At 70.2% G+C, this 25570-nt stretch carries 24 protein-coding genes and 1 rRNA gene; 11 read left to right on the top strand and 14 right to left on the bottom strand.

All coding sequences use genetic code 11. The annotated features are described in order from the left end of the window. Nucleotides 1-84 (top strand): 5S ribosomal RNA (gene rrf, locus AB0300_RS03225); the annotation flags it as partial. 65 nt (nucleotides 85-149) lie between these two features. Here the strand turns inward: rrf and AB0300_RS03220 are convergent. Further along, entirely contained in the window at nucleotides 150-887 is a 738-nt protein-coding gene (locus AB0300_RS03220) for an IclR family transcriptional regulator (protein WP_303708906.1), read from the bottom strand. A gap of 94 nt (nucleotides 888-981) precedes the next feature. Here AB0300_RS03220 and hutH point away from each other — a divergent pair, with 94 nt between their 5' ends. Genes hutH through hutI form a run of 3 tightly spaced genes read left to right on the top strand, consistent with a single transcriptional unit; the run spans nucleotide 982 to nucleotide 5337 of the window. Further along, the gene (gene hutH / locus AB0300_RS03215) at nucleotides 982-2523 is read left to right on the top strand and encodes a histidine ammonia-lyase (protein ID WP_366215454.1); all 1542 of its coding nucleotides are present in this window, start codon (nucleotides 982-984) and stop codon (nucleotides 2521-2523) included. Continuing rightward, nucleotides 2516-4174 (top strand): urocanate hydratase, encoded by a 1659-nt coding sequence (gene hutU / locus AB0300_RS03210; protein ID WP_366215453.1) that lies wholly within the window; start codon nucleotides 2516-2518, stop codon nucleotides 4172-4174. Before hutH ends, hutU begins: the two co-directional genes overlap by 8 nt. Further along, on the top strand, nucleotides 4171-5337 hold the full coding sequence (gene hutI, locus AB0300_RS03205; protein ID WP_366215452.1) for an imidazolonepropionase: 1167 nt from the start codon (nucleotides 4171-4173) through the stop codon (nucleotides 5335-5337). Before hutU ends, hutI begins: the two co-directional genes overlap by 4 nt. Nucleotides 5338-5348: 11 nt before the next feature. On the opposite strand, the gene AB0300_RS03200 is transcribed toward hutI, so the two are convergent. After that, on the bottom strand, nucleotides 5349-6263 hold the full coding sequence (locus AB0300_RS03200) for an agmatinase family protein (RefSeq protein ID WP_366215451.1): 915 nt from the start codon (nucleotides 6261-6263) through the stop codon (nucleotides 5349-5351). A gap of 1 nt (nucleotide 6264) precedes the next feature. After that, complete coding sequence (locus AB0300_RS03195; protein ID WP_085605453.1) at nucleotides 6265-7542, bottom strand: DUF445 domain-containing protein; 1278 nt, start codon at nucleotides 7540-7542, stop codon at nucleotides 6265-6267. A 36-nt stretch (nucleotides 7543-7578) separates the two neighbouring features. On the opposite strand from AB0300_RS03195, the gene AB0300_RS03190 reads away from it, so the two are divergent. Continuing rightward, on the top strand, nucleotides 7579-7851 hold the full coding sequence (locus AB0300_RS03190; protein WP_366215450.1) for a metal-sensitive transcriptional regulator: 273 nt from the start codon (nucleotides 7579-7581) through the stop codon (nucleotides 7849-7851). Between the two features lie 20 nt (nucleotides 7852-7871). On the opposite strand, the gene AB0300_RS03185 is transcribed toward AB0300_RS03190, so the two are convergent. Further along, the gene (locus AB0300_RS03185; RefSeq protein WP_366215449.1) at nucleotides 7872-9260 is read right to left on the bottom strand and encodes an aspartate aminotransferase family protein; all 1389 of its coding nucleotides are present in this window, start codon (nucleotides 9258-9260) and stop codon (nucleotides 7872-7874) included. 15 nt (nucleotides 9261-9275) lie between these two features. Next, complete coding sequence (locus tag AB0300_RS03180; protein WP_366215448.1) at nucleotides 9276-10760, bottom strand: CoA-acylating methylmalonate-semialdehyde dehydrogenase; 1485 nt, start codon at nucleotides 10758-10760, stop codon at nucleotides 9276-9278. Between the two features lie 160 nt (nucleotides 10761-10920). On the opposite strand from AB0300_RS03180, the gene AB0300_RS03175 reads away from it, so the two are divergent. Next, nucleotides 10921-12399 carry a PucR family transcriptional regulator ligand-binding domain-containing protein gene (locus tag AB0300_RS03175; RefSeq protein WP_366215447.1) on the top strand — a complete coding sequence of 493 codons (1479 nt, stop codon included), beginning with the start codon at nucleotides 10921-10923 and terminating at the stop codon, nucleotides 12397-12399. 9 nt (nucleotides 12400-12408) lie between these two features. On the opposite strand, the gene AB0300_RS03170 is transcribed toward AB0300_RS03175, so the two are convergent. The 5 genes from AB0300_RS03170 to AB0300_RS03150 are packed head-to-tail and all read right to left on the bottom strand — an operon-like array spanning nucleotide 12409 to nucleotide 16965. Then, nucleotides 12409-12876 carry an Lrp/AsnC family transcriptional regulator gene (locus AB0300_RS03170; protein ID WP_025102615.1) on the bottom strand — a complete coding sequence of 156 codons (468 nt, stop codon included), beginning with the start codon at nucleotides 12874-12876 and terminating at the stop codon, nucleotides 12409-12411. 55 nt (nucleotides 12877-12931) lie between these two features. Further along, on the bottom strand, nucleotides 12932-14092 hold the full coding sequence (locus AB0300_RS03165) for an acyl-CoA dehydrogenase family protein (protein ID WP_366215446.1): 1161 nt from the start codon (nucleotides 14090-14092) through the stop codon (nucleotides 12932-12934). Beyond that, on the bottom strand, nucleotides 14089-14847 hold the full coding sequence (locus AB0300_RS03160) for an alpha/beta hydrolase (RefSeq protein WP_338566741.1): 759 nt from the start codon (nucleotides 14845-14847) through the stop codon (nucleotides 14089-14091). Before AB0300_RS03160 ends, AB0300_RS03165 begins: the two co-directional genes overlap by 4 nt. A 40-nt stretch (nucleotides 14848-14887) precedes the next feature. Then, a complete protein-coding gene (locus AB0300_RS03155; protein ID WP_338566740.1) occupies nucleotides 14888-15805 on the bottom strand; it encodes a sugar kinase in 918 nt (305 codons plus the stop codon). Beyond that, entirely contained in the window at nucleotides 15802-16965 is a 1164-nt protein-coding gene (locus AB0300_RS03150; RefSeq protein ID WP_338566739.1) for an MFS transporter, read from the bottom strand. The genes AB0300_RS03155 and AB0300_RS03150 overlap by 4 nt, the downstream gene beginning before the upstream one ends. Before the next feature lie 422 nt (nucleotides 16966-17387). Between AB0300_RS03150 and nrdH the strand changes: the two genes are divergently transcribed. From nrdH to nrdF, 4 genes are read left to right on the top strand one after another with little or no spacing between them, the layout of a single operon-like run. Then, nucleotides 17388-17621, top strand: a complete 234-nt coding sequence (gene nrdH / locus AB0300_RS03145) for a glutaredoxin-like protein NrdH (RefSeq protein WP_017202656.1) — start codon at nucleotides 17388-17390, stop codon at nucleotides 17619-17621. Nucleotides 17622-17654: 33 nt separating this feature from the next. Next, nucleotides 17655-18089 (top strand): class Ib ribonucleoside-diphosphate reductase assembly flavoprotein NrdI, encoded by a 435-nt coding sequence (gene nrdI, locus AB0300_RS03140; RefSeq protein WP_303708742.1) that lies wholly within the window; start codon nucleotides 17655-17657, stop codon nucleotides 18087-18089. Next, complete coding sequence (gene nrdE / locus AB0300_RS03135; RefSeq protein WP_029989124.1) at nucleotides 18086-20230, top strand: class 1b ribonucleoside-diphosphate reductase subunit alpha; 2145 nt, start codon at nucleotides 18086-18088, stop codon at nucleotides 20228-20230. The genes nrdI and nrdE overlap by 4 nt, the downstream gene beginning before the upstream one ends. 39 nt (nucleotides 20231-20269) lie before the next feature. Then, nucleotides 20270-21250, top strand: coding sequence for a class 1b ribonucleoside-diphosphate reductase subunit beta (nrdF, locus tag AB0300_RS03130; RefSeq protein ID WP_025102609.1), 981 nt, complete (start codon nucleotides 20270-20272; stop codon nucleotides 21248-21250). 151 nt (nucleotides 21251-21401) lie between these two features. Here the strand turns inward: nrdF and AB0300_RS03125 are convergent, their stop codons facing one another. From AB0300_RS03125 to AB0300_RS03110, 4 genes are all read right to left on the bottom strand, one after another. After that, nucleotides 21402-21827, bottom strand: a complete 426-nt coding sequence (locus AB0300_RS03125; RefSeq protein WP_366215445.1) for a hypothetical protein — start codon at nucleotides 21825-21827, stop codon at nucleotides 21402-21404. A gap of 471 nt (nucleotides 21828-22298) precedes the next feature. Further along, the gene (locus AB0300_RS03120) at nucleotides 22299-22574 is read right to left on the bottom strand and encodes a hypothetical protein (protein WP_025102568.1); all 276 of its coding nucleotides are present in this window, start codon (nucleotides 22572-22574) and stop codon (nucleotides 22299-22301) included. Nucleotides 22575-22657: 83 nt separating this feature from the next. Continuing rightward, nucleotides 22658-23275 carry a hypothetical protein gene (locus AB0300_RS03115; RefSeq protein WP_366215444.1) on the bottom strand — a complete coding sequence of 206 codons (618 nt, stop codon included), beginning with the start codon at nucleotides 23273-23275 and terminating at the stop codon, nucleotides 22658-22660. Between the two features lie 34 nt (nucleotides 23276-23309). Beyond that, entirely contained in the window at nucleotides 23310-23624 is a 315-nt protein-coding gene (locus tag AB0300_RS03110) for a hypothetical protein (RefSeq protein ID WP_366215443.1), read from the bottom strand. A 130-nt stretch (nucleotides 23625-23754) separates the two neighbouring features. On the opposite strand from AB0300_RS03110, the gene AB0300_RS03105 reads away from it, so the two are divergent. Continuing rightward, entirely contained in the window at nucleotides 23755-25563 is a 1809-nt protein-coding gene (locus AB0300_RS03105; RefSeq protein ID WP_249521661.1) for an oleate hydratase, read from the top strand. The last annotated feature ends 7 nt before the right edge of the window (nucleotides 25564-25570 follow it).

Raw genomic sequence — 25570 nt, 5'->3', positions numbered from 1 at the left:
CACATTCCGAACCCGGAAGCTAAGCCTCACAGCGCCGATGGTACTGCAGGGGGGACCCTGTGGGAGAGTAGGACACCGCCGGACTCCTTTTAGTCAAGAAGGCCACCCAATGCTGGGTGGCCTTCTTGCGTTAACGCGCAGGTGCCGCGTCAGCGGGCGAGACGCGCCTCGAGCGTCGCCGCTGTCGCGCGCACCGCGTTCGCGAGTACGACCTCCGCACCGTCGGCGTCGGCCCAGGTGACCGCGACCGCGGCGACCGGCCAGCCGGCGACGTCGCGCACGACGGCACCCACCGAACGCAGACCTTCCGCGACCTCCCCGTCCTCCGTCGCATACCCCCGAGAGCGTACGTCCCGGAGGAGTTCGCGCAGCTCCCCGGGGTGGCGGGGACCTCGTCCGGTGCGGTCGGAGAATGCCGACGCCGCCGGGTACAGCGCGCGTACCTGTTCGCGGGGGAGAGCGGCGAGCATCGCCCGCCCGGTCGCCGTCAGGTGCGCGGGGAGGCGCACGCCGACGTCGGTCACCAGGGCGGGCCGCCGCGGCGCGCGCTCTTCGACGATGTAGAGCACATCCCCGCCGCTCATGACCGCCAGGTGCGCGCTCTCCCCGAGCTGGTCGGAGAGAGCGGCGATGAGCGGCCGGCCGAGTCGCGCCAACGGCTGCTGCCGTGCATAGCCCCCCGCCAGCTCGAACGCCGATGTCCCGAGCCCCCACCGGCGCTCCTCCCGGAGGTGGAGCACGAAGCCGTGGGCGGCGAGCGTGCGCAGCAGGTGATAGACCGTCGATCGCGGAAGAGCCAGCTCGCGGGCGATCGCGGACGCGGCCACCGGCGCCGGCCGGCCCGCCAAGTAGCTCAGGATGCGCAGGGTCTGCGCCGCGGCAGGCACCTGGGCGTCAGCGGTCTCGGAGATGTCTGGGATCACAGACACAGGTTGCCACGAAGCCGTGTGCGCGTCGACCCCGCGGGTGTGGAATCGAGACATGAGCGATCCAGCCCCTGTCCTCGTCGGCGCCGCCCCTCTCTCCCCGGCGGAGGTCGTCCGCGTCGTCCGTCACGATGCGCCCGTCGTCGTCGACCCTGCGGCGCTGGCCAGGGTCGCCGAGACCCGGCGAGTGATCGACGGCCTCGCCGCGGACCCGCACCCGCACTACGGGGTGTCCACGGGCTTCGGCGCGTTGGCGACGACGTTCATCGCTCCGGAACGGCGACTGCAGTTGCAGGCGAGTCTCATCCGCTCCCACGCCGCGGGAACCGGCGCCGAGGTCGAGCGGGAGGTCGTACGCGGGCTCCAGGTGCTGCGCCTGCAGACGCTCGCGTCCGGCCGCACCGGGGTTCGCCCCGTCGTGGTCGAGACGTACGCCGCGCTGCTCAACGCGGGCATCGTGCCGGTGGTCCGCGAGTACGGCTCGCTGGGGTGTTCCGGGGATCTCGCGCCCCTTGCCCACATCGCCCTCGCGGCCATGGGCGAGGGCGATGTGCGTGACAGCGCGGGCCGGCTCTTTCCGGCGGCGGACGCCCTCGCGGACGCCGGCATCGCACCGCTCACGCTCGTGGAGAAGGAGGGCCTCGCCCTCATCAACGGCACAGACGGGATGCTCGGCACGCTGGTGCTCGCGCTCCACGACCTGGAGACGCTGCTCCTGACGGCGGATGTGGCGGCGGCGATGTCGGTGGAGTCGCAGCTCGGCACCGATGCGGTGTTCGCCGCCGATCTCATGGCGCTGCGTCCGCAGGCGGGGCAGGCGGTATCCGCCGGTCACCTCCGGGCGCTGCTCGCCGGGTCGCCGATGGTCGCGAGCCACAAGGGCCCGGAAGACGGCCGTGTCCAGGACGCGTACTCCCTGCGCTGCTCGCCGCAGGTGCACGGCGCCGCGCGCGACACGCTCGGGTATGCCGAAATGATCGCGGAGCGCGAGCTCTCCAGCGTCATCGACAACCCGATCATCACCCTCGACGGCCGCATCGAGTCGAACGGCAACTTCCACGGGGCGCCCGTCGCGGCGGTCCTCGACTTCCTGGCGATCTCGATCGCCGACGTCGCCTCCGTGTCCGAGCGGCGCACCGACCGCGCGCTGGATCCGGCCCGCAGTCACGGGCTCCCGCCGTTCCTCGCGGCGGAGGTCGGGGTCGATTCCGGGCTGATGATCGCGCAGTACGCGGCGGCCGGCATCGTCTCGGAGCTCAAGCGTCTCGCGGTTCCCGCCTCGGTCGACTCCATCCCCTCCTCGGCGATGCAGGAGGACCACGTCTCGATGGGCTGGGCCGCAGCGCGGAAGCTGCGTCGGGCGATCGACGGCCTCTCCCGCGTCCTCGCGATCGAGATCCTCACCGCCGCCCGCGCGCTGGATCTCCGCGCGCCGCTCGAGGCGGGCCCGGCGACCGGAGCCGTGCGCGACCTCGTCCGCACGGTCGCCGCGGGCCCCGGCCCCGACCGCCACCTCTCGCCCGAGATGGAAGCCGTGACCGCCCTCGTCCAGTCGGGTGCCATCGCCCGTGTCGCAAAGGAGCACATGCATGACTGAGGAGAACGCAGCGCGCACGGTACGCGCAGCCCGCGGTGCCGAGCGCACCGCTAAGAGCTGGGGCGCCGAGGCGGCCAAGCGCATGCTCATGAACAACCTCGATCCCGAGGTCGCCGAGCACCCGGAAGACCTCGTGGTCTACGGCGGGACGGGCAAGGCGGCACGCAGCTGGGCGGCGTACGAGGCGATCGTCCGCACGCTCGACGAGTTGGAGCCGGACGAGACGCTGCTCGTCCAGTCCGGCAAGCCGGTGGGCGTGTTCCGCACCCACGAGTGGGCGCCGCGCGTGCTCATCGCCAACTCGAACCTCGTCGGCGACTGGGCGACCTGGCCGGAGTTCCGCCGTCTGGAGGAGCTGGGCCTGACCATGTACGGCCAGATGACCGCCGGCTCCTGGATCTACATCGGCACGCAGGGCATCCTGCAGGGGACGTACGAGACGTTCGCCGCGGTCGCCCGCTCGCTCGGGCGCGATTCCCTGCGGGGGACGCTGACACTGACGGCCGGTGCGGGCGGGATGGGCGGGGCGCAGCCCCTCGCCGTGACCCTCAACGAGGGCGCGGTCCTGATCGTGGACGTCGACGAGACGCGGCTGGCCCGCCGTGTGGAGCATCGGTACCTCGACGAGTACACCACCGACCTCGATGCGGCGGTGGCCCGGGTCGTCGCGGCGAAGGAGGCCGGTCACGCCCTCTCGGTCGGCGTCGTGGGCAATGCCGCGGAGATCTTCCCTGAGCTCCTGCGCCGGGGCGTGCCGATCGACGTGGTCACCGACCAGACCAGCGCCCACGACCCGCTCGCCTACCTGCCGATCGGCATCGACGTGGACCGCTGGAAGGAGGAGGCCGCGCGCGATCCCGAGGAGTTCACCCGGCGGTCGAGGGAGTCGATGGCCGCCCACGTCGCCGCGATGGTCGGCTTCCAGGACGCGGGGGCGGCGGTCTTCGACTACGGCAACTCGATCCGCGCGGAGGCGCAGCTCGGCGGCTTCGACCGGGCGTTCGCGTTCCCCGGATTCGTCCCCGCCTACATCCGCCCGCAGTTCGAGGAAGGGCGAGGACCGTTCCGCTGGGTGGCGCTGTCAGGAGACCCGGAGGACATCTTCAAGACGGACCGCGCGATCGCCGAGCTCTTCCCCGAGGACACCGCCCTGCACCGCTGGCTCGACAAGGCGGGGTCGGCCGTCCACTTCGAGGGCCTGCCGGCGCGTATCTGCTGGCTGGGCTACCAGGAGCGGCACCTCGCCGGACTGAAGTTCAACGAGATGGTCGCCTCGGGAGAGCTGTCCGCGCCGATCGTCATCGGCCGCGACCACCTCGACTCCGGCTCCGTCGCATCGCCGTACCGGGAGACCGAGGCGATGAAGGACGGTTCCGACGCGATCGCCGACTGGCCGCTGCTCAACGCCCTCCTCAACACCGCCTCCGGGGCGTCGTGGGTGTCGCTGCACCACGGCGGCGGGGTGGGGATCGGACGCTCGATCCACGCCGGGCAGGTCACGGTGGCGGACGGTTCGGCCCTCGCGGCGGAGAAGCTCGCCCGGGTGCTGACGAACGACCCCGGTACCGGTGTCATGCGGCATGTGGACGCCGGGTACGACCACGCCAAGGAGGTCGCGCGCGACCGCGGACTGAAGGTGCCGATGCTGTGACGACGACGCTCATCTCCGGGATCGGGGAGCTGACGACCAACGTCGCCGCCGGGGGCGACCCGGCCGGCACGCTCCGCGAGGCAGCCGTGCTGATCGACGGCGCGCGGATCGCGTGGGTGGGTTCGTCCGCTGCGGCTCCCGCGGCCGATGAGGTCGTCGACGCCGGGGGGCGGGCCGTGATCCCCGGATTCGTCGACAGCCACAGCCACCTCGTCTTCGGCGGCGATCGGGCGGCGGAGTTCGAGGCGCGCATGGCGGGGCAGCCGTACGCCGCCGGCGGCATCCGCTCGACGGTGCAGGCGACGCGGGCGGCGACCGACGACGAGCTCCGCGCCCGACTGCACGGGTTCGTCGAGGAGCTGAGGACGCAGGGAACCACCACGGTCGAGATCAAGAGCGGCTACGGTCTCGCCGTCGCGGAGGAGGAGCGCCTCGTGCGCCTCGCCGCCGAGGTGACGCCGGAGGTCACGTTCCTCGGTGCGCACGTGGTCCCGGTCGAGTATGCCGACGATCCCGATGCCTATGTCGACCTCGTCGTGGGGCCGATGCTCGACGCCTGCGCCCCGCACTCCCGGTGGATCGATGTCTTCTGCGAGACCGGCGCCTTCACGGTGGCGCAGTCACGGCGGATCCTGGAGGCGGGCATCACCCGGGGTCTCGCTCCTCGGGTGCATGCGAGCCAGCTCGGTCCGGGCGACGGCGTGCGGATGGCGGTCGAGCTGGGGGCGGCGTCGGTGGATCACGGCACCTACCTCACCGACGCGGACATCGCCGCGCTCGCCGCGTCGGACACGGTGCTCACGCTGCTGCCCGGCGTGGAGTTCTCCACGCGCCAGCCCTATCCGGATGCGCGCCGACTCCTCGACGCGGGTGTGACGGTCGCGCTGGCGTGCGACACGAACCCGGGGTCCAGCTTCACGTCGTCCATGGCCTTCTGCATCGCCATCGCCGTGCGGGACATGGGCATGACCACGGCGGAGGCGGTCTGGGCCGCCACCGCCGGCGGGGCGCGGGCACTCCGGCGGGACGACATCGGCCGGATCGCCCCCGGCGCGCGCGCCGACCTCGTGCTGCTCGACGCCCCCTCCCGCGTGCATCTGGCGTATCGCCCGGGTGTGCCGCTGGTGCAGCGCGTCTGGAAGAACGGCCTCGCGGTCGTGTGAGTCCGCTGGGGCTAGCGTGCCGCGAGGCCCGCGAGCAGCTCGAGCACGCAGAGGGCAGCGAGTCGCACGGTGCGACCGTCCTCGGCGTCCGCGGTCGCGTCGACCTCGGCGATGTCGGCGCTCGCGACCCGCGGATCGCCGGCGACACCACGGGTGAGGGCGCGCAGCTCCCACGCCGCCAGGCCTCCGGGGACGCTGGCTGGGCAGCCGGGTGCGACCGCGCGGTCGCAGACGTCCACGTCGATGTCGAGGTGTACCCGGGCGGAGTCGCCCGCGCCCGCGACCTCGACCGCCTCGGCCACGACGTCGGCGATGCCGCGACGGCGCACGTCGTCGAGGGTGATGACCCGGATGCCCCAGTCCGCCGCGCGGCGGGCGTAGGCGGCGGAGTTCGCGAAGTCGGCGAGGCCGATCTGCACGATCCGGGTGGGGTCGATGCGGGCCGTCGGGACGCCTGCCGCGGTGGGGACGTCCTCGACGAGCCGCCGCACCGGGGTGCCGTTGGAGACGCCGTCGCGCAGGTCGAAGTGGGCGTCGAACGTGATCAGGCCCGTCGCCCGGGCGCCGAGCGCGACCGGGTAGGTGAGGGAGTTGTCGCCGCCGAGGGCGATGACGAGGTCTGAGGCGTCCGCCAGCTCCCGGACCCGCTCGATCGTCCGCGCTTCTCCCGCGTCGCCGTCCGGCTCCGGCACGTCCCCGGCGTCGGCGATGCGGAGCACCTCGTCCAGATCGATCGTCGGTGGGCCGAGGACCGTCGTGCCGTATCGGGGGAGCGCCTCGCGGATCGCGGCCGGAGTCGCGTGCGCCCCGGTCGGGGACAGGGAGGTGCGCCAGGTCGGGACGCCGAGGAGCACCGCATCGGCCGTGCCCTCGAACGCGGGCCAGGCGCCGGCACGCGGCCAGAGCGGATCGTGGGACAGCGCCATGTCAGACTCCCGGGATCAGGGCGTGGGCGACGGTGAAGATCGCGAGGCCGGCGAGGGCGCCGACGACGGTGCCGTTGAGGCGGATGTACTGCAGATCGCGGCCGACCATGAGCTCGATCTTCTCGGTGGTCTCGGCGGGATCCCAGCGCTCCACGGTGTCGGTGATGATCGAGGCGATGTCGTGCCGGTACCGGTCGACGAGGAAGACAGCCGCATCGGAGACCCACGTGTCGACGCGGCGCTGCAGGGCGGCGTCGGTCGTGAGCCGCTCGCCGACCTCCTGCAGTGCCTGCACGGCGCGGCGCCGCAGCCCGCTCTCCGGGTCGGCGAGGGAGGTGAGGAGTCCGTTCTTGGCGGTGTTCCACGCCTCCGCGGCGAGGGCGCCGACGCGCGGGCTGTCGAAGAGCGCGGCCTTGGCGTTCTCCAGCTTCTCGCGCGTCGCGGGATCGTTCTGCAGGGCGTCCGCGAGGCGGGACAGGTACCCGTCGATCGCGAGGCGGGCCGGATGCCGCGGGTCGGCCTGCACGGCGCGGACGAACTTGACCGCCTCGTTGTACACGGTGTCGTCGATGAGGCGGTGCGCGATCTTCGGCATCCATCCGGGGAGACGCCGGGAGACGAGTCCGGTGAAGGAGGCCGCGTTGGCGTCGAGCCATCGCCCGATGCTGTCCACCGCGAGGTCGACGGCACCGTGGTGCGCCTCCGCCTCCACGATCTTCTCCAGCCACGCCCCGGCGGGCGGCCCCCACTCCGGCGCGACGAGATGCTCGCGCGCAAGGTCGGCGAGGAGATCGCGCACGTCGTCGTCGCTCAGTGCGTTCAGCACGGCCGTCGCGACCGTCGCCCCCTCGGCCGCCACGCGCTCGGCATGCGGGGTCTCGCGAAGCCACTCCCCGGCGCGGAGGGCGATCGCGGTGCTGGTGAGCTTGGTGCGCACGACGTCGGCGGCGAGGAAGTTCGTCTCCACGAACTCGCCCAGCGTGCGGCCGATCTCGTCCTTGCGGTTCGGGATGATCGCAGTGTGCGGGATGGGCAGGCCGAGCGGACGGCGGAACAGCGCGGTCACCGCGAACCAGTCTGCCAGCGCGCCGACCATGCCGCCCTCCGCCGCGGCGCGGACGTACGCGAGCCCGCCGACCCGCTCCTGGAACGCGAACGCGACGACGAAGGCGAGGGCCATGAAGATCAGCGCCCCGAGCGCGACGGCCTTCATCCGCCGCAGCGCGCGCCGGCGCTCCTGGTCGGCGACGGAGAGCAGCGTCGTGGGTGTTCGCGGCATGACGTCATCCTTTCACGGGGCGAGTAGCCTCGATACGTGATCGAAGACATCAAGAAGCGCGCCCTGCACCGCACCAGCATCCTCGAGGGTCAGATGCGCGGCGTCGCGCGGATGATCGAGAACGAGGAGTACTGCATGGACATCATCACGCAGTCCCGCGCGATCCAGCGCTCCCTCGAGTCGCTCAACCGTTTGCTGCTGGAGAACCACCTGCGCACGCACGTCACCCACATGTTCGAGGACGGCGGCGAGGAGCGCGACAAGGCCGTCAGCGAGCTCCTCAAGGCGTTCGACTTCGACCGCAAGTAGCGGCCGGCGGGGGACGCCTCTCAGCCGACCGCGTACCCGTCGGCGACCGCCAGCGCCTCCTCGATCGCCCCCAGACCCCGCACCATCTCCGCCTCCTCGATCACCAGCGGCGGAGCGATGTGCACGCGGTGGAAGTGCGTGAAGGGCCAGACCCCTGCCCGCTTCGCGGCGGCGGCGAACGCCGTCATCGGGGCGGCGTCGGCACCGCTCGCGTTGAACGGCACCAGCGGCTCCCTGGTCTGCTGATCCCGCACGAGCTCCACCGCCCAGAACAGCCCGCGACCGCGCACCTCGCCCACGCTCGGATGCGACTGCGCCCACGAGCGCAGGGTCGGACCGACGACCCGCTCGCCGAGGTCGCGCACCCGTTCCAGGATGCCGTCGCGGCGGAACACCTCGAACGTGGCCACACCGGCCGCGCAGGCGAGAGGGTGCCCGGAGTACGTCAGTCCGCCCGCGAACGGGACGGTGTCGAAGGCCGCCGCGATGCGGTCGGAGATCACGACGCCGCCGAGGGGCACGTAGCCCGAGTTCACGCCCTTCGCGAAGGTGATCAGGTCGGGGCGGCCCTCGAAGGCATCGATCCCGAACCACTCGCCGAGCCGGCCGAATCCCACCATCACCTCGTCCGCGATGAAGACGATCCCGTAGCGATCGCAGAGCGCGCGTACCCCGGGCAGATAGCCGGGCGGCGGAAGCAGCACGCCGTTGGTGCCGACGACCGTCTCGACGATGATCGCGGCGATGGTCTGCGGTCCCTCGAGCTGGATGGTCTGCTCCAGATGCGCGAGGGCGCGCTCCGTCTCCTGCTCGGTCGTCTCGCTGTGGAACGGGGAGCGGTAGAGGTACGGTCCGAAGAACCGCACGGCCCCGGTGTCCGTGACGTCGTTCGCCCAGCGGCGCGGGTCGCCGGTGAGGGAGATCGCGGTCGCGGTCGAGCCGTGGTAGCTGCGGTACATCGACAGCACCTTCCGGCGGCCCGTGGCCTGCCGGGCCATGCGCACCGCGTACTCGTTCGCCTCCGCGCCGCCATTCGTGAAGAACACCTTCTCGAACCCGTCGGGAGCGACCTCGGCGATGAGACGGGCGAGCTCCCCGCGCACATCGTTGGCCATCGACGGCTGGATGGTCGCGAGCCGCCCGGCCTGCTGCTGGATCGCGGCGACGAGGTCCGGGTGCTGGTGCCCGAGGTTGAGGTTCACCAGCTGGCTGGAGAAGTCGAGGTAGGCGGTGCCCTCGTAGTCCCAGAACGTCGAGCCCCGACCGGTGGCGACCGGCAGCGGGTCGATCAGCGCCTGCGCGCTCCAGGAGTGGAAGACATGGGCGCGGTCGTCGGCGCGCACCTGCGCCTCGGCGTCCGAGGCGGGGAGCGGGAAGGTGAGTCCGTGGCGGTCGGTGAAGGTCGTCATCGTGATCGCTCCTCGTCAGTGGTTGCTCGGGAAGCCGAGGTCGATCTGCGACGGGGTGTGGTCGGGCCACCGCGTCGTCACGACCTTTGACCGCGTGTAGAAGTGCACCGACTCCGGGCCGTAGATGTGCGCGTCGCCGAAGAGCGAGTCCTTCCACCCGCCGAACGAGTATGCGCCGATGGGCACCGGGATCGGGACGTTGACGCCGACCATGCCGACCTCGATGTCGAACTCGTACTGCCGCGCCGTCCCGCCGTCGCGCGTGAAGATCGCGGTCCCGTTGCCGTAGGCGTTCGCGTTGACGAGCGCGACCGCCTCCGCGTAGGAGCCCACGCGCACGACGGACAGGACCGGGCCGAAGATCTCGTCGTCGTAGACGCGCATGCCGGGTGTGACGTCGTCGATCAGGCTCACCCCGAGGAAGAAGCCGTCGCCGTCGAACGGCTTGGTGGTGCCGTCGACGACGACCGTGGCGCCCTCGCCGGGAGCTTCCGTGACGTAGGAGGCGACCCGGTCACGGTGCTCCGCGGTGATGAGGGGCCCCATCTCGCTCGCCGGGTCCGTGCCGGGGCCGATCGAGAGGCCGTCGATGCGGCGGGCGACCGCGGCGACGAGGTCGTCGGCGATGTCGCCCACCGCCACGAGCACGGACACCGCCATGCAGCGTTCGCCCGCGGAGCCGTAGGCCGCGGAGACGGCGGCGTCGGCGGCCGCGTCGATGTCGGCGTCGGGCATTACGACCATGTGGTTCTTCGCGCCGCCGAGCGCCTGCACCCGCTTCCCGGCGGCGGACGCCCGTCCGTAGATCGAGCGGGCGATCGGGGTCGACCCGACGAAGCTCACCGCCTGCACCTGCGGGGAGCCGAGGAGCGCGTCGACGGCCTCCCGGTCGCCGTGCACGACGTTGAGGACGCCGTCCGGGAGACCGGCCTCGCGGAACAGCCGTGCGAGCCAGACCGCCGCGGACGGATCCTTCTCGCTGGGCTTGAGGACGACGGTGTTGCCGCACGCGATGGCGGAGGCGACCATCCACAGCGGCACCATGACCGGGAAGTTGAACGGGGTGATGGCCGCGACCACGCCGACCGGCTGCTTCACGGAGTGCACGTCGACCCCGCGGGCGACCTGCTCGCTGCGCTCGCCCTTGAGCAGGTGCACGAGCCCCGCGGCGAACTCGACGTTCTCGATGCCCCGGGACACCTCGCCGGCCGCGTCGGACAGGACCTTCCCGTGCTCGGACGTGACGATGGCGGCGAGCTCGTCCGTCCGTTCCTTGAGGAGCTGACGGAGCCGGAAGAAGACGTCGGCGCGTTTGATGAGGCTCGTCTCCCGCCACGCCGGCAGGGCGGCAGCAGCGGCGGCCACCGCGGCGTCGACCTCGGGGGCCGAGGCCAGTGCGACCTCTTTCGTGACGGCACCTGTCGCCGGGTCGAAGACGGGGCCGCGGCGCGCCGCCTCGGCGGTCTCGGTGCCGTTGATGACGTGACGGACGATGTCCACGGGTGCTCCTTCGCAGAGGGGATCGCGTCTCGCACACTCTGACCGAGGGTCGCTACGCTGGGGTTCGGCCCATGCTGACAGGAAACGGAGCGCGTGCGGAGTGGCAGAGCGTCAGGACTTCTCGGTGGATCGGACAGATCGTCCGGATCGATCGCCTTCGGTGCTGCGTGTCGGGGACGTGCTCGCGCTTCCCGCGGTGCAGGCGGGGGCGCCGACCGTCCTCGTCGGGGGCCCGGCGCTCGACGCCGGGGTGCGGTGGGTCCACGCCTCGGACAGCGCCGCCGTCACCCGCCTGCTCGACGGCGGCGAGCTGCTGCTCACGACCGGCGCGGCCTGGCCGACGAACCCCGCAGCGCTGCGCGTGCTCGTGGCGGAGCTGGCGGCGGTGGGGGTGTGCGGCATCGTCGTCGAACTCGGCCCGCGGATGCCCCGCGTCCCGGTCGCGGTCGTCGAGGCCTGTGCCGCCTCGGGCCTCGCCCTGATCGCGCTCGGGGTGGAGGTCAAGTTCGTCGCGGTGACCGAGGCCGTGCACCGCGCGCTGATCGAGGCCCAGACCGTGGCGCTCCGCGAGCGTCAGCGCCTGCACGACCTCTTCACCACCCTCAGCCTCCGCGGCGCGCCGGCCGACCTCATCGTGTCCGAGGTCGCCCGCGCGCTCGACGCCCCGGTCCACCTCGAGAATCCGGCGGGGGAGGTCGTGGCGGTCGAAGCGCTCCGCGCCGCGGTCGGTGAGGCCCTCCGCCAGGCGGAGCGGGGCGGCGATCGGGTGCCCGTGCAGGCGCGCGGTGTGCGCTGGGGCTGGCTCATCGCGGCGGAGGGTCCGCCGCACCCCGCCGGTCGGTCCACGGTCCTGGAGCTGGGAGCGACGGCCCTCGCCTTCGGCTGCCTCGCTGATGGCGAGGGGGCGTGGACCGTGCTCGCCCATCGCAGCCTCGTCGAGGATCTTCTCGGTGCGCGGTTCGCCCGCGAGGAAGACGTCGAGGTCCGGCTCCGGAGACTCGGGCTCGACCTCTCGGGCGGGACCGTCTCCGGCCTCGTCTTCCGCACGGACGAGGACGCGGGGACGCTCGTCGCCCGCGCGCGTGCGGCGGGGCTGTCCGCGGTGGGGGCCCGGCGGGGAGCGGACCTGGTCCTGCTCCTGGCCGCCGGATCCGACGCGCTGACCGATGCCGTCCTCGCGCACCTCTCGGACGGCGCGCCCGTGACCGTCGGACCGAGCGCCGAAGGCGTCCGCGGCCTCCTGGCCTCGATCCGCGCCGCGCTCGACCTCGCCGCACGGCCGTCCGGGGGCGACGTGCCGGCGGTCCGCCGCGTCGCCGACCGGCCCCTCGAACGCCTCGTATCCGCTCTGCGCGACGACCGGCGGCTCCAGGCGCACAGCGAGCAGATGCTGGAGCCGCTCGTCCGTCACGACCGGGATCGCCGCGGAGACCTGCTCGCGGTCCTCGCCGCCCTCGTCGCGCACCCCGGCAACCGCTCCGCGGCGGCGGCCGCGAGCCATCTCTCGCGCTCGGTGTTCTATCAGCGCCTCGCGCTCATCGGCGACCTGCTCGGCGCGGATCTGGACGACGGGGAGACCCTCGCCGCCCTGCACCTCGCCCTCCTCGCCCGCCGTCGCGAGGAGACGCGGCCGCGCTGAGACCGACCGTCAGCGCGTGCCCCAGGCGAACTGCTGCTTCTGGAGCTTCGCGTAGATGAAGGTCTCGGTCGACACCACGCCCGGGATCGGCCGGATGCGATCGTTGACGAGGGCCAGCAGATGGTCGTCGTCCTCGCACACCGCCTCGACGAGCACGTCGAACGATCCGACCGTGATCACGACGTAGTCGACCTCGTCGATGTCGGCGATCGCCTCGGCCACGCCTCGGGCGTCCCCGGCGACCTTGACCCCGACCATCGCCTGCCGGTGGAAGCCGAGCTGCATGGGATCGGTCACCGCGACGATCTGCATCACTCCGGACTCGGTGAGCCGCTGCACGCGCTGCCGGACGGCGGCCTCGCTCAGGCCGACGATCCGGCCGATCTCGGAGTACGAGCGCCGCCCGTCCTCCTGCAGCATCTCGACGATGGTCTTGGAGATCGCGTCGAGGGTATGGTCCTTCTTCGACGGTGCCATGGTGTGATCTTGGCACCGCGGACGGTCGTGGACAACGGGGTGTGCGTGCGCCCGCTCAGGCCTCGATCGGGCCCAGCCAGGCGCTCGCCGCGGTGGCGTGCGCCGACTCCGGGTCGGAGGGATGGAACGCGCCGGCGAGGACGTCGCGATACAGCCGGGAGAGCTCGTTGGCGCTGAAGTACGAGCCGCCGCCGGCCACCAGCATGGCCTCGTCGACGACGTGCTTGGCCATCGTCACCGCGCGATGCTTGACGCCCGAGAGCGCGGGGAACCAGCCCGCGCCGCGGTCCGCGCGCTCGTCGACATCGCGGGCGAGTACGGCGATCTGCGGAGGGAGGGCGTCGTAGGCGAGGGCCATGTCGGCGATCCGCCAGCGGATGTCCGGATCCTGGCTGTACGCGGCGCCGCTCTTCTTGGAGCGACGCCGATGGGCCGTCGCCACGGCCAGCTCGAGGGCCCGCCGGGCGATTCCGGTGTAGACGGAGGCGAGGAGGATCTCGAAGACCGCGAAGATGCCGAAGACGATCGGGTCGGGGCTCGGGCCGGGGTCGATCCGCCGCACGACGTGCGCCGCCTCCGCGACGGCCCCGTTGAGGCGCGTGGTCCGGCTCTGGGTGCCGCGCATGCCGAGGGTGTCCCAGTCGTCGGCGGTGGTGACCGCGGACGTGCGGTCGACGAAGGCGAACACGAGCTTCGGCGCGTCCGGGCTCGTGGTGTCGAGCCCGTGCAGGCCGAGCTTCGTCCACACCGGGGCGAGCGAGGTGAAGATCTTGGTGCCGGTGAAGGCGTAACCCCCGGCGCCGTCCGGCACCGCCGCCGTGTCGCTCCCGAACAGCACGAGGTCGTTGCCGCCCTCGCTGATCCCGAACGCGAAGACCTCGCCGGCCACGGCGCCGTCCTGCACGAACTCGAGACCGGGGACCCCGCGGTCCGCGAAGACCTTGGCGACGCCGGTCCAGACGAGGTGCATGTTGATCGCCAGGGCGGTTGCCGGCGCGGCGCCCGCGAGCCGCTGCTGGAGGAGGGCGGCCTGCTCGAGGCCGAGTCCCGCGCCGCCGCGCTCCCGCGGCACGAGGATCGACAGGTAGCCGGCCGCGCGGAGCTCGTCGAGGTCGGCCTGGGGGAAGGTGTTCTCCCTGTCGTGGAGGGGCGCGCGCTCGCGGATGCGGTCGAGCAGGTCGTCGGGGAGATACGCCGACGGGTCGAAGTCGGTCATGCCAGAGCCTCCAGGAGCTGTCGGATGGATTCCTCCGGGCGGTCGCGATGCACCGAGTGACCGGCGCCGGCCACGACCGACAGGGAGATTCGGGGGTTGCTCGCGAGCACCTCGTCGGCGAGGACCCCGGTGAAGATGCTGGAGACGGCGGGATCGCCGCCGATCACGTGCGTGGGCACGGTCAGGCGGGCCGCGTGCGCACGGACGTCCCACGGCTGGTTCTGTGCGCTCGTCTGCTCGACCGCCCACGCGCTCGCCCGCCGGACGGCGTCGACCTTGAGCTCCTGGTCCTGCGGGTGCCAGTGCGGGTGCTCCTGCCGCACCGCGTCGAGGCGGTTGTCGGCGAAGGCGCGTTCCTGGCTGCGGCGGACGTCGGCCGCGTCCTGCTGGACGACATGGATCGCGGGATCGATGAGGACGAGGCGTCGTGTCCAGTCCGCGTCGTCCGCGGCGGCCACCGTCCCGGCGGCGCCGCCGAGCGAGTGTCCGACGACGGCATCCCAGGCGCCCGCACCGGGAGGGCGCGTGGCGGCGAGGTCCGCGGCGTACGCTGCGACGGAGTAGTCGAGCGTGCGCGGGGCGTCTCCGTGGCCGCGCAGGTCCACCGCCGTCGCGTGCCAGCCGGCCGCTGCGAGGGCGTCGCCGAGCCGCCACATGAGCGCGCCGGACGATCCCAGACCGTGCACGAGGAGGGCGCGTCGCGGCGCAGCGACATCGCCCCAGCTCAGGCGGGGGAGGGTGACGGGAGCGGGCATGGCACCAGCCTACGACCGCGCCGGGGCGTGGCGGGCGGCGTCAGCGCGCGGGCTCCAGGGGCGGCAGGTCGGCCGCGATGCGGAGCACCCGCGCGGCGGCCTCGTGTCCGGCGGCCAGGCGGGTCTCGAGGTCGGCGCCGTCGAGCGTCGCGGCGAGGAACCCGGACGCGAAGGCGTCGCCGGCACCGACGGGCTCGACGACGTCGACCACCGGCGCGGGAACGAACACCGGATCCGCGTCGCCCGCGAACGCCGTCGCGCCGACGTCGCCGTCCTTGACGACGAGGAGACCGCAGTGCGGGAGGTGGGCGCGGATCTCCGCTGCCGTGGCGGTGCCCCAGATGCGCTCGGCCTCGTCGCGGCCGACGAAGGCGATGTCGGCGGCGTCGGCCAGACGAGCCAGCGTGGCGGCCGCCTCCTCCGGACTCCACAGCGCCCGGCGGTCGTTGACATCGAACGAGACGACGGCTCCGGCGGTGCGCGCGTCGGCGAAGAGCTGGTCGACCATCGCCAGGCACGTCGCGGACAGCGCCGGGGTGATGCCCGTGGTGTGCACGATGCGCACGCCGGCGAGCTGCGCGGGGGACAGGAACCCCGGTGCCATGCGCGAGGCGGCCGAGCCGCGGCGGTAGTAGTAGACGGCCGACGACTCCACGCCGGGATCCTTGAACATCACACCGGTCGGTGCCTCGGCGTCGAGCTCGGTCCACAACTCGACGCGACGCCGTTCCAGCTCGGCGGTGAGACGTCGGCCGAGGGGATCGTCGCCGAGGCGGGAGGCCCAGACGGCGCGGTGGCCCGCGGCCGCCACGCCGACCGCGACGTTCGCCTCCGCGCCCGCGTGCGTGATCGACGCCGTGTCGGCGGACGCGAGGTCGGCGCCGGTGGGCGTGATCAGCGCCATCGACTCGCCGACGCACACGATCGCGGGGGAGGAGGACGGGACGGAGGGGCTCATGAGGGGGTGACCGCCAGGGGCTCGGTGTCGGGATGGGGGCTCGCGTCGCGGTGACGCAGATCGGGGAAGGAGCGCACGAACACGATCGAGACGAGCAGTCCGACGCCCGCGAAGATGGTGGCGGCCAGGTAGGCGCCGCGCCAGTCGGCGACGTCGACGAGGAAGCCGGCGACCGCCGATCCGGCTGCGGCGCCGATGAGCTGTCCGGTGCCCGCCCAGCCGAAGGCCTCGGCGGTCTCGCTGAACTTCACGCTGGCCGTGGTGATGGCGAACAGCACCGCGAGGGCGGGAGCGATGCCGATGCCGGCGAGGATGAGCGTGCCGCCCAGCCAGAAGACGTTGAGCATCACCATCGTGAGGGCCAGGCCCACGGTGACGATGAGCAGGCGGCGCGCCATGGCCCACGGGCCGATCGGGATGTGGCCGAAGGCGAGACCGCCGGCCAGGCTGCCGGCGGAGAAGACGGCGAGGATGAGGCCCGCCGCGAGGCTGCCGTGTTCGAACGTCGCGACCACGCCGACCTCGACCGCCGAGCAGGCGCCGATGAGGAGGAAGCCGATGACCGTCGCGAGGAGCACGGGCGGCTTGAGGACGACCTTGCCCAGCGCATTGCGGCTGCGGGGGATGCGCACGCGGCCGACCTCGGGGGAGAGGATGAACCACGCGCCGCCGGCGACGAGGACGATCGCCACCAGGAGCAGACCCTCCATGGTGCCGACCTGGGTGGAGACGAGGGTGATGACCACCGGGGCCAGCACCCAGATGATCTCCTGCAGGGACGCGTCGAGGGAGAACAGCGGCGTGAGCTGGCCGGCATTCACGAGCTTGGGGTAGATCGTGCGGACGGCCGCCTGCACGGGCGGGGTCGACAGGCCGGCGATCATGCCGAGAGCCATGTAGCCGGGGACGGAGAGCGGCAGCAGCCCGAGACCGAGCACGGCGATCACGCAGACGGACAGGGTGAGGGTCAGCACCCGCCGCATGCCCCAGGCGCCCATCCACCGGCTGGTGATGGGGCCGGCGACCGCCTGGCCGACGCTGGTCGCGGCGAGCACGAGGCCCGCCGATCCGTACGATCCGGTCTGCTGCTCGACGTGCAGCAGGATCGCCAAGGACATCATCCCGTTGGGGAAGCGCGCGGTGAGCTGGGCGGCGATCATGCGGCCCACTCCCGGCGTGCGAAGAAGATCCCGATAGCCCGCCACTCGACAACGGTACCGGGCGGCGGCGACGTCGGAGGGACGGGCCGGTGACCGACACGCCGCGACACGCCGTGGACACGCCGACGGGCGAATTCCACAGGCCTGGGGATGTCGGAAGCCCCTCCTAGGGTGCCCCCTGTGGATGGATCTCTCACAGGCTCCTCCCAGCCGCGATTTCCCGCGGGTCGACGACCCCGGGAGAGGGGGTCCGCCTGTGGAAGAAACGGTGGACAACCTGTGTTGTATCTGTAGAGAGCGGTGGAAAAACTACACGGATGTAACTACTACCCCTTGTGGTCGCACCGAATGTCCGTCCCTATATGTAGTATTGAGATCCCGGCGGAGGTCTGCCGGAGAAACCAGAGATTTGAGGGGTTCAGATGTCGATCACGGTGTACACCAAGCCTTCCTGCGTCCAGTGCAACGCGACCTACCGTGCCCTGGATGCCAAGGGCATCGAGTACGAGATCCACGACCTGTCGGAGGACCCGACGGCCCTGGAGCAGGTCAAGGCGCTCGGCTACATGCAGGCGCCGGTCGTCGTCACGGACGAGGACCACTGGTCGGGCTTCCGTCCCGACAAGATCGACGAGCTCGCGTCCCGCCTGGCGTGAGCCTTCGGCGTCGCTCAGGGACCGGGGTGAATCATGCACCTAGTCGCGACCGCAGCGCCGCTCCTGGTCTACTTCTCGAGCGTGTCGGGTAACACCGCGCGCTTCATCGAGAAGCTCGGGCTTCCCGCCCGACGCATCCCCCTCCACCGGAACGAAGAGGACCTCGTCGTCGACGAGCCCTTCGTGCTGGTCACCCCCACCTACGGCGGGGGCGTCGGGCGCGGGGTCGAGAAGGGGGCCGTGCCCAAGCAGGTGATCCGGTTCCTCAACGACGAGCGCAACCGGCGCCACATCCGCGGGGTCATCTCCGCGGGCAACACCAACTTCGGCGACGCGTTCTGCCTCGCCGGCGACATCATCAGCCGCAAGTGCCACGTGCCTCACTTGTATCGGCTCGAGATCTTCGGCACACAGGACGACGTGGATCGCGTGAGCGACGGATTGGAACGACGGTGGAATCTTCAGTGACCGAGACAGTGGCATTCAAGGTGAACCCCGCGTACGAGGGCCTGGACTACCACGCGCTCAACGCGATGCTGAACCTGTACGACGCGAACGGGAAGATCCAGTTCGACGCCGACAAGCGCGCCGCGCGGGAGTACTTCCTGCAGCACGTGAACCAGAACACGGTGTTCTTCCACTCGCTCAAGGAGCGCTTGGACTACCTCGTGGAGAAGGAGTACTACGAGGGCGCCGTCATCGAGAAGTACTCGTTCGACTTCGTGCAGAAGCTCAACGACCTCGCCTACTCGAAGAAGTTCCGCTTCGAGACGTTCCTGGGTGCCTTCAAGTACTACACGAGCTACACGCTGAAGACGTTCGACGGCAAGCGCTACCTCGAGCGCTTCGAGGACCGCGTCGTGATGACCGCGCTCGCCCTGGCCGACGGCGACGAGAAGCTCGCCGTGAACCTCGTCGAGGAGATCATCTCCGGTCGCTTCCAGCCGGCCACCCCGACCTTCCTCAACGCGGGCAAGGCCCAGCGCGGCGAGCTCGTCAGCTGCTTCCTGCTGCGCATCGAGGACAACATGGAGTCGATCGCCCGCGGCATCAACTCCGCCCTGCAGCTCTCGAAGCGCGGCGGCGGCGTGGCCCTGCTGCTGTCGAACATCCGCGAGGCGGGCGCCCCGATCAAGCAGATCGAGAACCAGTCCTCGGGCATCATCCCCGTCATGAAGCTCCTCGAAGACAGCTTCAGCTACGCCAACCAGCTCGGCGCGCGTCAGGGTGCCGGTGCGGTGTACCTCAACGCCCACCACCCCGACATCATGCGCTTCCTCGACACGAAGCGCGAGAACGCGGACGAGAAGATCCGCATCAAGACGCTGTCGCTCGGTGTCGTGGTGCCGGACATCACGTTCGAGCTCGCCAAGAACGACGAGGACATGTACCTGTTCTCGCCGTACGACGTGGAGAAGGTCTACGGCGTCCCGTTCGGCGACATCTCGGTCACCGAGAAGTACCGCGAGATGGTCGACGACCCGCGCATCAAGAAGACCAAGATCAACGCCCGCGAGTTCTTCCAGACCGTCGCCGAGATCCAGTTCGAGTCCGGCTACCCGTACGTCATGTTCGAGGACACGGTCAACAAGGCCAACCCCATCAAGGGGCGCATCAACATGTCGAACCTCTGCAGCGAGATCCTGCAGGTGAACACGCCGACCACCTACAACGACGACCTGTCGTACAAGGAGATCGGCAAGGACATCTCCTGCAACCTCGGCTCGATGAACATCGCGCTGTCGATGGACGCCGACGACCTCGGCCAGACGGTCGAGACCGCGATCCGCGCGCTCACCGCGGTCAGCGACCAGAGCCACATCCGCTCGGTCCGCTCGATCGAGGACGGCAACGACCGGTCGCACGCGATCGGCCTGGGTCAGATGAACCTGCACGGCTACCTCGCCCGCGAGCACGTCTTCTACGGCTCGGAGGAGGGTGTCGACTTCACGAACATCTACTTCTACACCGTGCTGTTCCACGCGCTGCGCGCCTCGAACCAGCTCGCGATCGAGCGCGGCACGGCGTTCGACGGATTCGCCGACTCGACCTACGCGTCCGGCGAGTTCTTCGACAAGTACATCGACCGCGCCTGGGTCCCGGAGACCGAGAAGGTCAAGGAGCTCTTCGCGGGCAAGCACATCCCGACGCAGGAGGACTGGGTCCAGCTCAAGGCGTCGATCCAGGAGCACGGCATCTACAACCAGAACCTGCAGGCCGTGCCGCCGACGGGCTCGATCTCCTACATCAACAACTCGACCTCCTCGATCCACCCGATCGCCTCGAAGATCGAGATCCGCAAGGAAGGCAAGCTCGGTCGCGTCTACTACCCGGCGGCGTTCATGACGAACGACAACCTGGAGTACTACCAGGACGCGTACGAGATCGGCTACGAGAAGGTCATCGACACCTACGCCGCGGCCACGCAGCACGTCGACCAGGGCCTGTCGCTGACGCTGTTCTTCAAGGACACCGCCACCACGCGTGACATCAACAAGGCCCAGATCTACGCATGGCGCAAGGGCATCAAGACGATCTACTACATCCGTCTGCGTCAGCTGGCGCTCGAGGGCACCGACATGACCGAGTGCGTCTCGTGCATGCTCTGACACTTCGACAGGCTCAGTGACCCAGGAACTAGGACAAGAATGACTCCTCACTCCCCGCTCAAGCTGGTCTCCAGCGTGCAGGCGATCAACTGGAACCGCATCCAGGACGACAAGGACCTCGAGGTCTGGAACCGTCTGGTGAACAACTTCTGGCTGCCGGAGAAGGTGCCGCTGTCGAACGACGTGCAGTCGTGGAACACGCTCACCCCCGACGAGCAGCTGCTCACCATGCGGGTGTTCACCGGGCTCACGCTCCTCGACACGATCCAGGGCACCGTCGGCGCGGTGTCGCTGATCCCCGACGCGATCACGCCTCACGAGGAGGCCGTCTACACGAACATCGCGTTCATGGAGTCGGTGCACGCGAAGAGCTACTCCTCGATCTTCTCGACGCTCGCGTCGACGAAGGAGATCGACGAGGCGTTCCGCTGGTCCACGGAGAATGTGAACCTTCAGAAGAAGGCGCAGATCATCATGGACTACTACCAGGGAGACGACCCGCTCAAGCGCAAGGTCGCCTCGACGCTGCTGGAGTCTTTCCTGTTCTACTCGGGCTTCTACCTCCCGATCTACTGGTCCTCGAAGGCGAAGCTGACGAACACGGCCGACCTCATCCGCCTCATCATCCGCGACGAGGCCGTGCACGGGTACTACATCGGCTACAAGTTCCAGCGCGGACTCGAGACGGCCGACCAGGCGCGCAAGGACGAGCTCAAGGACTACACGTTCTCGCTGCTCTACGAGCTCTACGACAACGAGGTGCAGTACACGCAGGACCTCTACGACGGCGTCGGGCTGACCGAGGACGTCAAGAAGTTCCTGCACTACAACGCCAACAAGGCCCTCATGAACCTGGGCTACGAGGCGATGTTCCCCTCCAGCGTCACCAACGTGAACCCGGCGATCCTGTCGGCGCTCTCCCCGAACGCGGACGAGAACCACGACTTCTTCTCCGGCTCGGGCTCCTCCTACGTCATCGGCAAGGCCGAGGCCACGGAAGACGACGACTGGGACTTCTGAGTCCTGCGCGGCGGGACGCAAGCAGAGTAATGCGTCCGACTCCGGCCGACCCGACCCTCGGGCTGGCCGGAGGCGCCGTCGGGTGACCCACCGTGAGCCTGACGATCGCGGTCCGGTCGTCCGCTGTCAGCGCTCAGACGGAACGGTCGGGCTACGGCACGTACTCGCCCGATGTGTAGTCGGCGACGAGCTTCAAGGTGCCCGCTGACGGCCGCGCGGACACCCACACAGTGCGCGGATCCCACAGGTTCCCAGGCACCGACAGTTGCGGCGTCGCCCCCATCTCCGCGGCGAGTTGTTCCGGGGTCATGCCGTCGGGTGGGCGAACGGTGAACGTCACCGAGCAGCCGCCGCTTCCGCAGCCTTCGCTCTGGCCGACCACCTGCGCGCCGGCAGGGAGGGGCACGGCTGACAGGGGAGGAGTGTCGCCCTCGTCCGCCATCATGAACAGCCAGCCCAGCCGTGCGAGGTAGAACACGATGAGGAGAGCTGCGGCGACGGTCAGGCCGACTCGGATCCTGCGGCGCCGCGTCGAACCCTTCTCCGGAGTGTGGTCGGCTATCGGAGCGGGTTCCATGGCGTGAGCATACCCATCGCCCCTTGAAGATCCATCCGCCGCAGACCGAGCATGACGTAGGCCGGCCTCCTTCGCAGGAGAGAGATGACGACCGTCATCGCGGTCGCGCTCGCCGCGATTCGCAAGACTATTCTGTGGCGCTGTGCTGCGCAGTAGCGTGGCGGATGTGAACACGGTTCTGGATGTCAGCGGGGAGATGTTCGACGTACGCGAATCAGGACCTTCAGATGGGGTGCACGCCTACCATTTCACGTGGACCAACGGGCCCGAAGACGGTACGTACGGTTTCTCGCTCGGAGGTAGCAATCTCACAGCCGAGCAGCTGGAACGAGCGGCCCGGAGTTTTGTTCAGTCGTTCTTTGCGCCGGACGGCCTCGGTGCTTCCGACTTCCCCTCCTTCATGGAAGGTCGAAGATCATCGCAATGACCCGGGTCGCGGGTCTCTTCCTTCCGGCGGCTATCGGGTAGACCTCAGCGTGCGCTCAGGACGAAGGCCAGAACCGCTCCCAAAACGGTGCCCGCGAGCATCGCGGCGGCGGTCCAGCCGACGATGCGGCCTCGGGCGACCTCGCGTTTCGTCGCGTACACGCCCGCGCCGAGGCCACCCGCCGTCGCTGCCGCCATCGTCACGCCGGCGACGAGCGCCTGGACCCCGTAGTCCGGCGTCGGCGGAGCAGGATCGACGAGCGGAGTCGAAAAACGGTAGGTCATGACGAGGCCGAGAGTGATGAGCGAGACGGCGGTCATCGCTGCAATCAACCACCACGCTGTCGATTTACGCATCAGTCACCCGCGCTCGCGCGTCGATTCCGGTCGCGGAGTCGCTCGCGTCAGTCGCCGTCCCCGAGCACAGGGACGCCCCAGATCCGTGCCGCATCGGAGATGAGGCGATCCATGCCGGCCGGTGACTCTCGGCGAAGCGGCGCGTCGTCCCTGGTCACCGGGACCGGGATCGCGACCTGTCCCGCATCCTGCGAGACCACGATCACCAGGGTCGGATAGAGGAAGGCGCCCTCCTGGATGCCGCCCCTCGTCACGCCCTGGATCCGGTCCCGGGGAACGCCGTAGGCCGTGAGGAGACGCGCTCCGCCGCGGACCAGCCGAAAGCCCGAGGGCTCGATGACCCCGGTGGGGCTCGCCGTGAGCAGGCCGCGCGGTGCGGCGCCGAGTCCGAGAAGGGGGATCGTGCGCGAGAGGTACGCGGCCACGCCGTTGAGGGCGTAGGAGCCGAAGATCCGTGCCTGCGGCTCACGCTCCCGCAGCGCTCGCCGCTGGGCGCGCTGCAGTCGTCGGATGCGTCCGAGCACGATCCAGATGATCAGACCGGCGAGTGTCACCCCAGCGCCGAACACGAGCGAGGTCGCGACGGGCGGCTCGCCGTCCAGCAGGGGGCGCACGAGTGCGCCCCAGACGAAGAACGCCGCCACTGCGGCAGCTATCGCGAGCATCAGTCTGTTGGCGGGCGGGTTCTGGCGCACGAGATCAGCCGCCCCACAGGAACGCGGCGGCGGGAAGGAGCGCCAGGACGCCGAGCACGGCTCCGACGGCGGGCCACGCATACCCTCCGCCGTCGGCGCGGGCGAAGACGAGCCCGATCACGCCGAGGAGGAGGGCGATGCCACCGAAGAGGACCGCGAGCGGCAGCGTGAGGAACACCAGCCATCCGTAGTTCGGGTCCGCCGTCCCCGCCAGGACGAAGACGATCGCGGTCGGCAGGATCCCGACGACCGCCACGGCGGCGGAGGCGACTCCGCATCCGAAGGCTCGGCGACGGGGCAACGGAGGGATCTGAGTCACCCCGCGATCCTAGCGATCACGCGACTCGGCGAGGGCGAGCCCCGGCCGCTCGCGGAGGAAGCCCTTCCTTTCCGCATCGGTTTCGGCTGGACTGTGCGCATCGGTGTCGACCAATCGGAGGGTGGGACAGATGTACCGCAGCAATGGGAACTACGAAGCATTCGCACGACCCCGGAAGCCGGAGGGGGCCGACGACAAGACGGTCTGGCTGGTCGGCGGCGGTCTCGCCGCGATGGCGGCCGCGATCTTCATGATCCGCGACGGGCAGGTCGCGGGGGAGCGGATCACGATCCTCGAGGAGCTGGGGCTGCCCGGCGGCGCGCTGGACGGGATCAAGTACCCCGAGAAGGGATTCGTCATCCGCGGCGGCCGGGAGCTGGAAGATCACATGGAGTGCCTGTGGGACATGTTCCGCTCCATCCCGTCGTTGGAGATCGAGGGTGCCAGCGTGCTCGACGAGTTCTACTGGCTCAACAAGGACGACCCCAACGTCTCCCTGTGCCGGGTGACCGAGAAGCAGGGGCAGGACGCGCATACGGACAAGCTCTTCACCCTCTCGGAGAAGGCGCAGAAGGAGATCGTCGCCGTCATCCTCGCCACCCGCGAGGAGATGGAGGGCAAGCGGATCGACGAGGTGTTCGGCGACGACTTCCTCGGCAGCAACTTCTGGCTGTACTGGCGGACCATGTTCGCGTTCGAGGAGTGGCACTCGGCGCTGGAGATGAAGCTGTATCTGCACCGCTTCATGCACCACATCGGCGGGTTGCCCGACCTCTCCGCGTTGAAGTTCACGAAGTACAACCAGTACGAGTCGCTCGTGCTGCCGATGCGGAAGTTCCTCGACGACCACGGCGTGCAGTTCCGGTTCCATCACACCGTGACCGACATCCAGTTCGACATCGAGGACGGTCGCATCCAGGCGACGCGCATCGACTGGATCGCCGACGGCGAGCCCGGCGGCGTCGACCTCGGTCCGGACGACCTGTGTCTGGCGACGATCGGGTCGCTGACGGAGAACTCCGGCAACGGCGACCAGCACACCGCTCCGGAGCTGAAGACCGGCCCGGCCCCGGCCTGGGACCTCTGGAAGCGGATCGCCGCGAAGTCGCCCGCGTTCGGGCGGCCGGAGGTGTTCTGCAGCGACATCGACAAGACGAAGTGGGAATCCGCCACGGTCACCACCGTCGACGAGCGCATCCCGAAGTACATCGAGAAGATCTGCAAGCGCGACCCCTTCAGCGGCAAGGTCGTCACGGGCGGGATCGTCACCGCCAAGGACTCGGCCTGGCTGATGAGCTGGACGGTGAACCGGCAACCGCACTTCAAGGCGCAGAAGCCGAACGAGATCGTGGTCTGGGTGTACGGACTCTTCGTCGAGACGCCGGGCGACTACGTCAAGAAGCCGATGCAGGAGTGCACGGGCGAGGAGATCGCGCAGGAGTGGCTCTATCACCTCGGTGTGCCGGTGGAGGACATCGCCGAGCTCGCCGCGTCGGCGGCCAAGACGGTCCCGGTGATGATGCCGTACGTGACCTCCTTCTTCATGCCGCGCCGGGCCGGCGACCGTCCGCAGGTGGTCCCGGAGGGAAGCGTCAACTTCGCCTTCCTCGGACAGTTCGCCGAGACGACGCGCGACACGATCTTCACCACCGAGTACTCCGTGCGCACGGCGATGGAGGCCACGTATCAGCTGCTCGACGTGGAACGCGGCGTGCCGGAGGTCTTCAACTCGACCTACGACATCCGCTACCTCCTCAAGGCGACCGCGCGGCTGCGCGACGGCGAGGCCGTCCACATCCCCGGCCCGAACTTCCTCCAGGGGCGTCTCCTTGACAAGCTCGACAACACGCAGATGGGAGAGCTGCTGACGGACTTCGGGCTCATCCCCGCGCACGGCGCCACGGTGCCGCGCCCGCGGGACGACGATGCGATCGCGTGAGCATGCG

This window comes from Microbacterium sp. NPDC078814 (genome assembly GCF_040702645.1).
Classification (GTDB): Bacteria; Actinomycetota; Actinomycetes; order Actinomycetales; family Microbacteriaceae; genus Microbacterium.
Note: the sequence above shows the minus strand (reverse complement) of the source record. Positions and strands in the feature narration are given on the sequence as shown.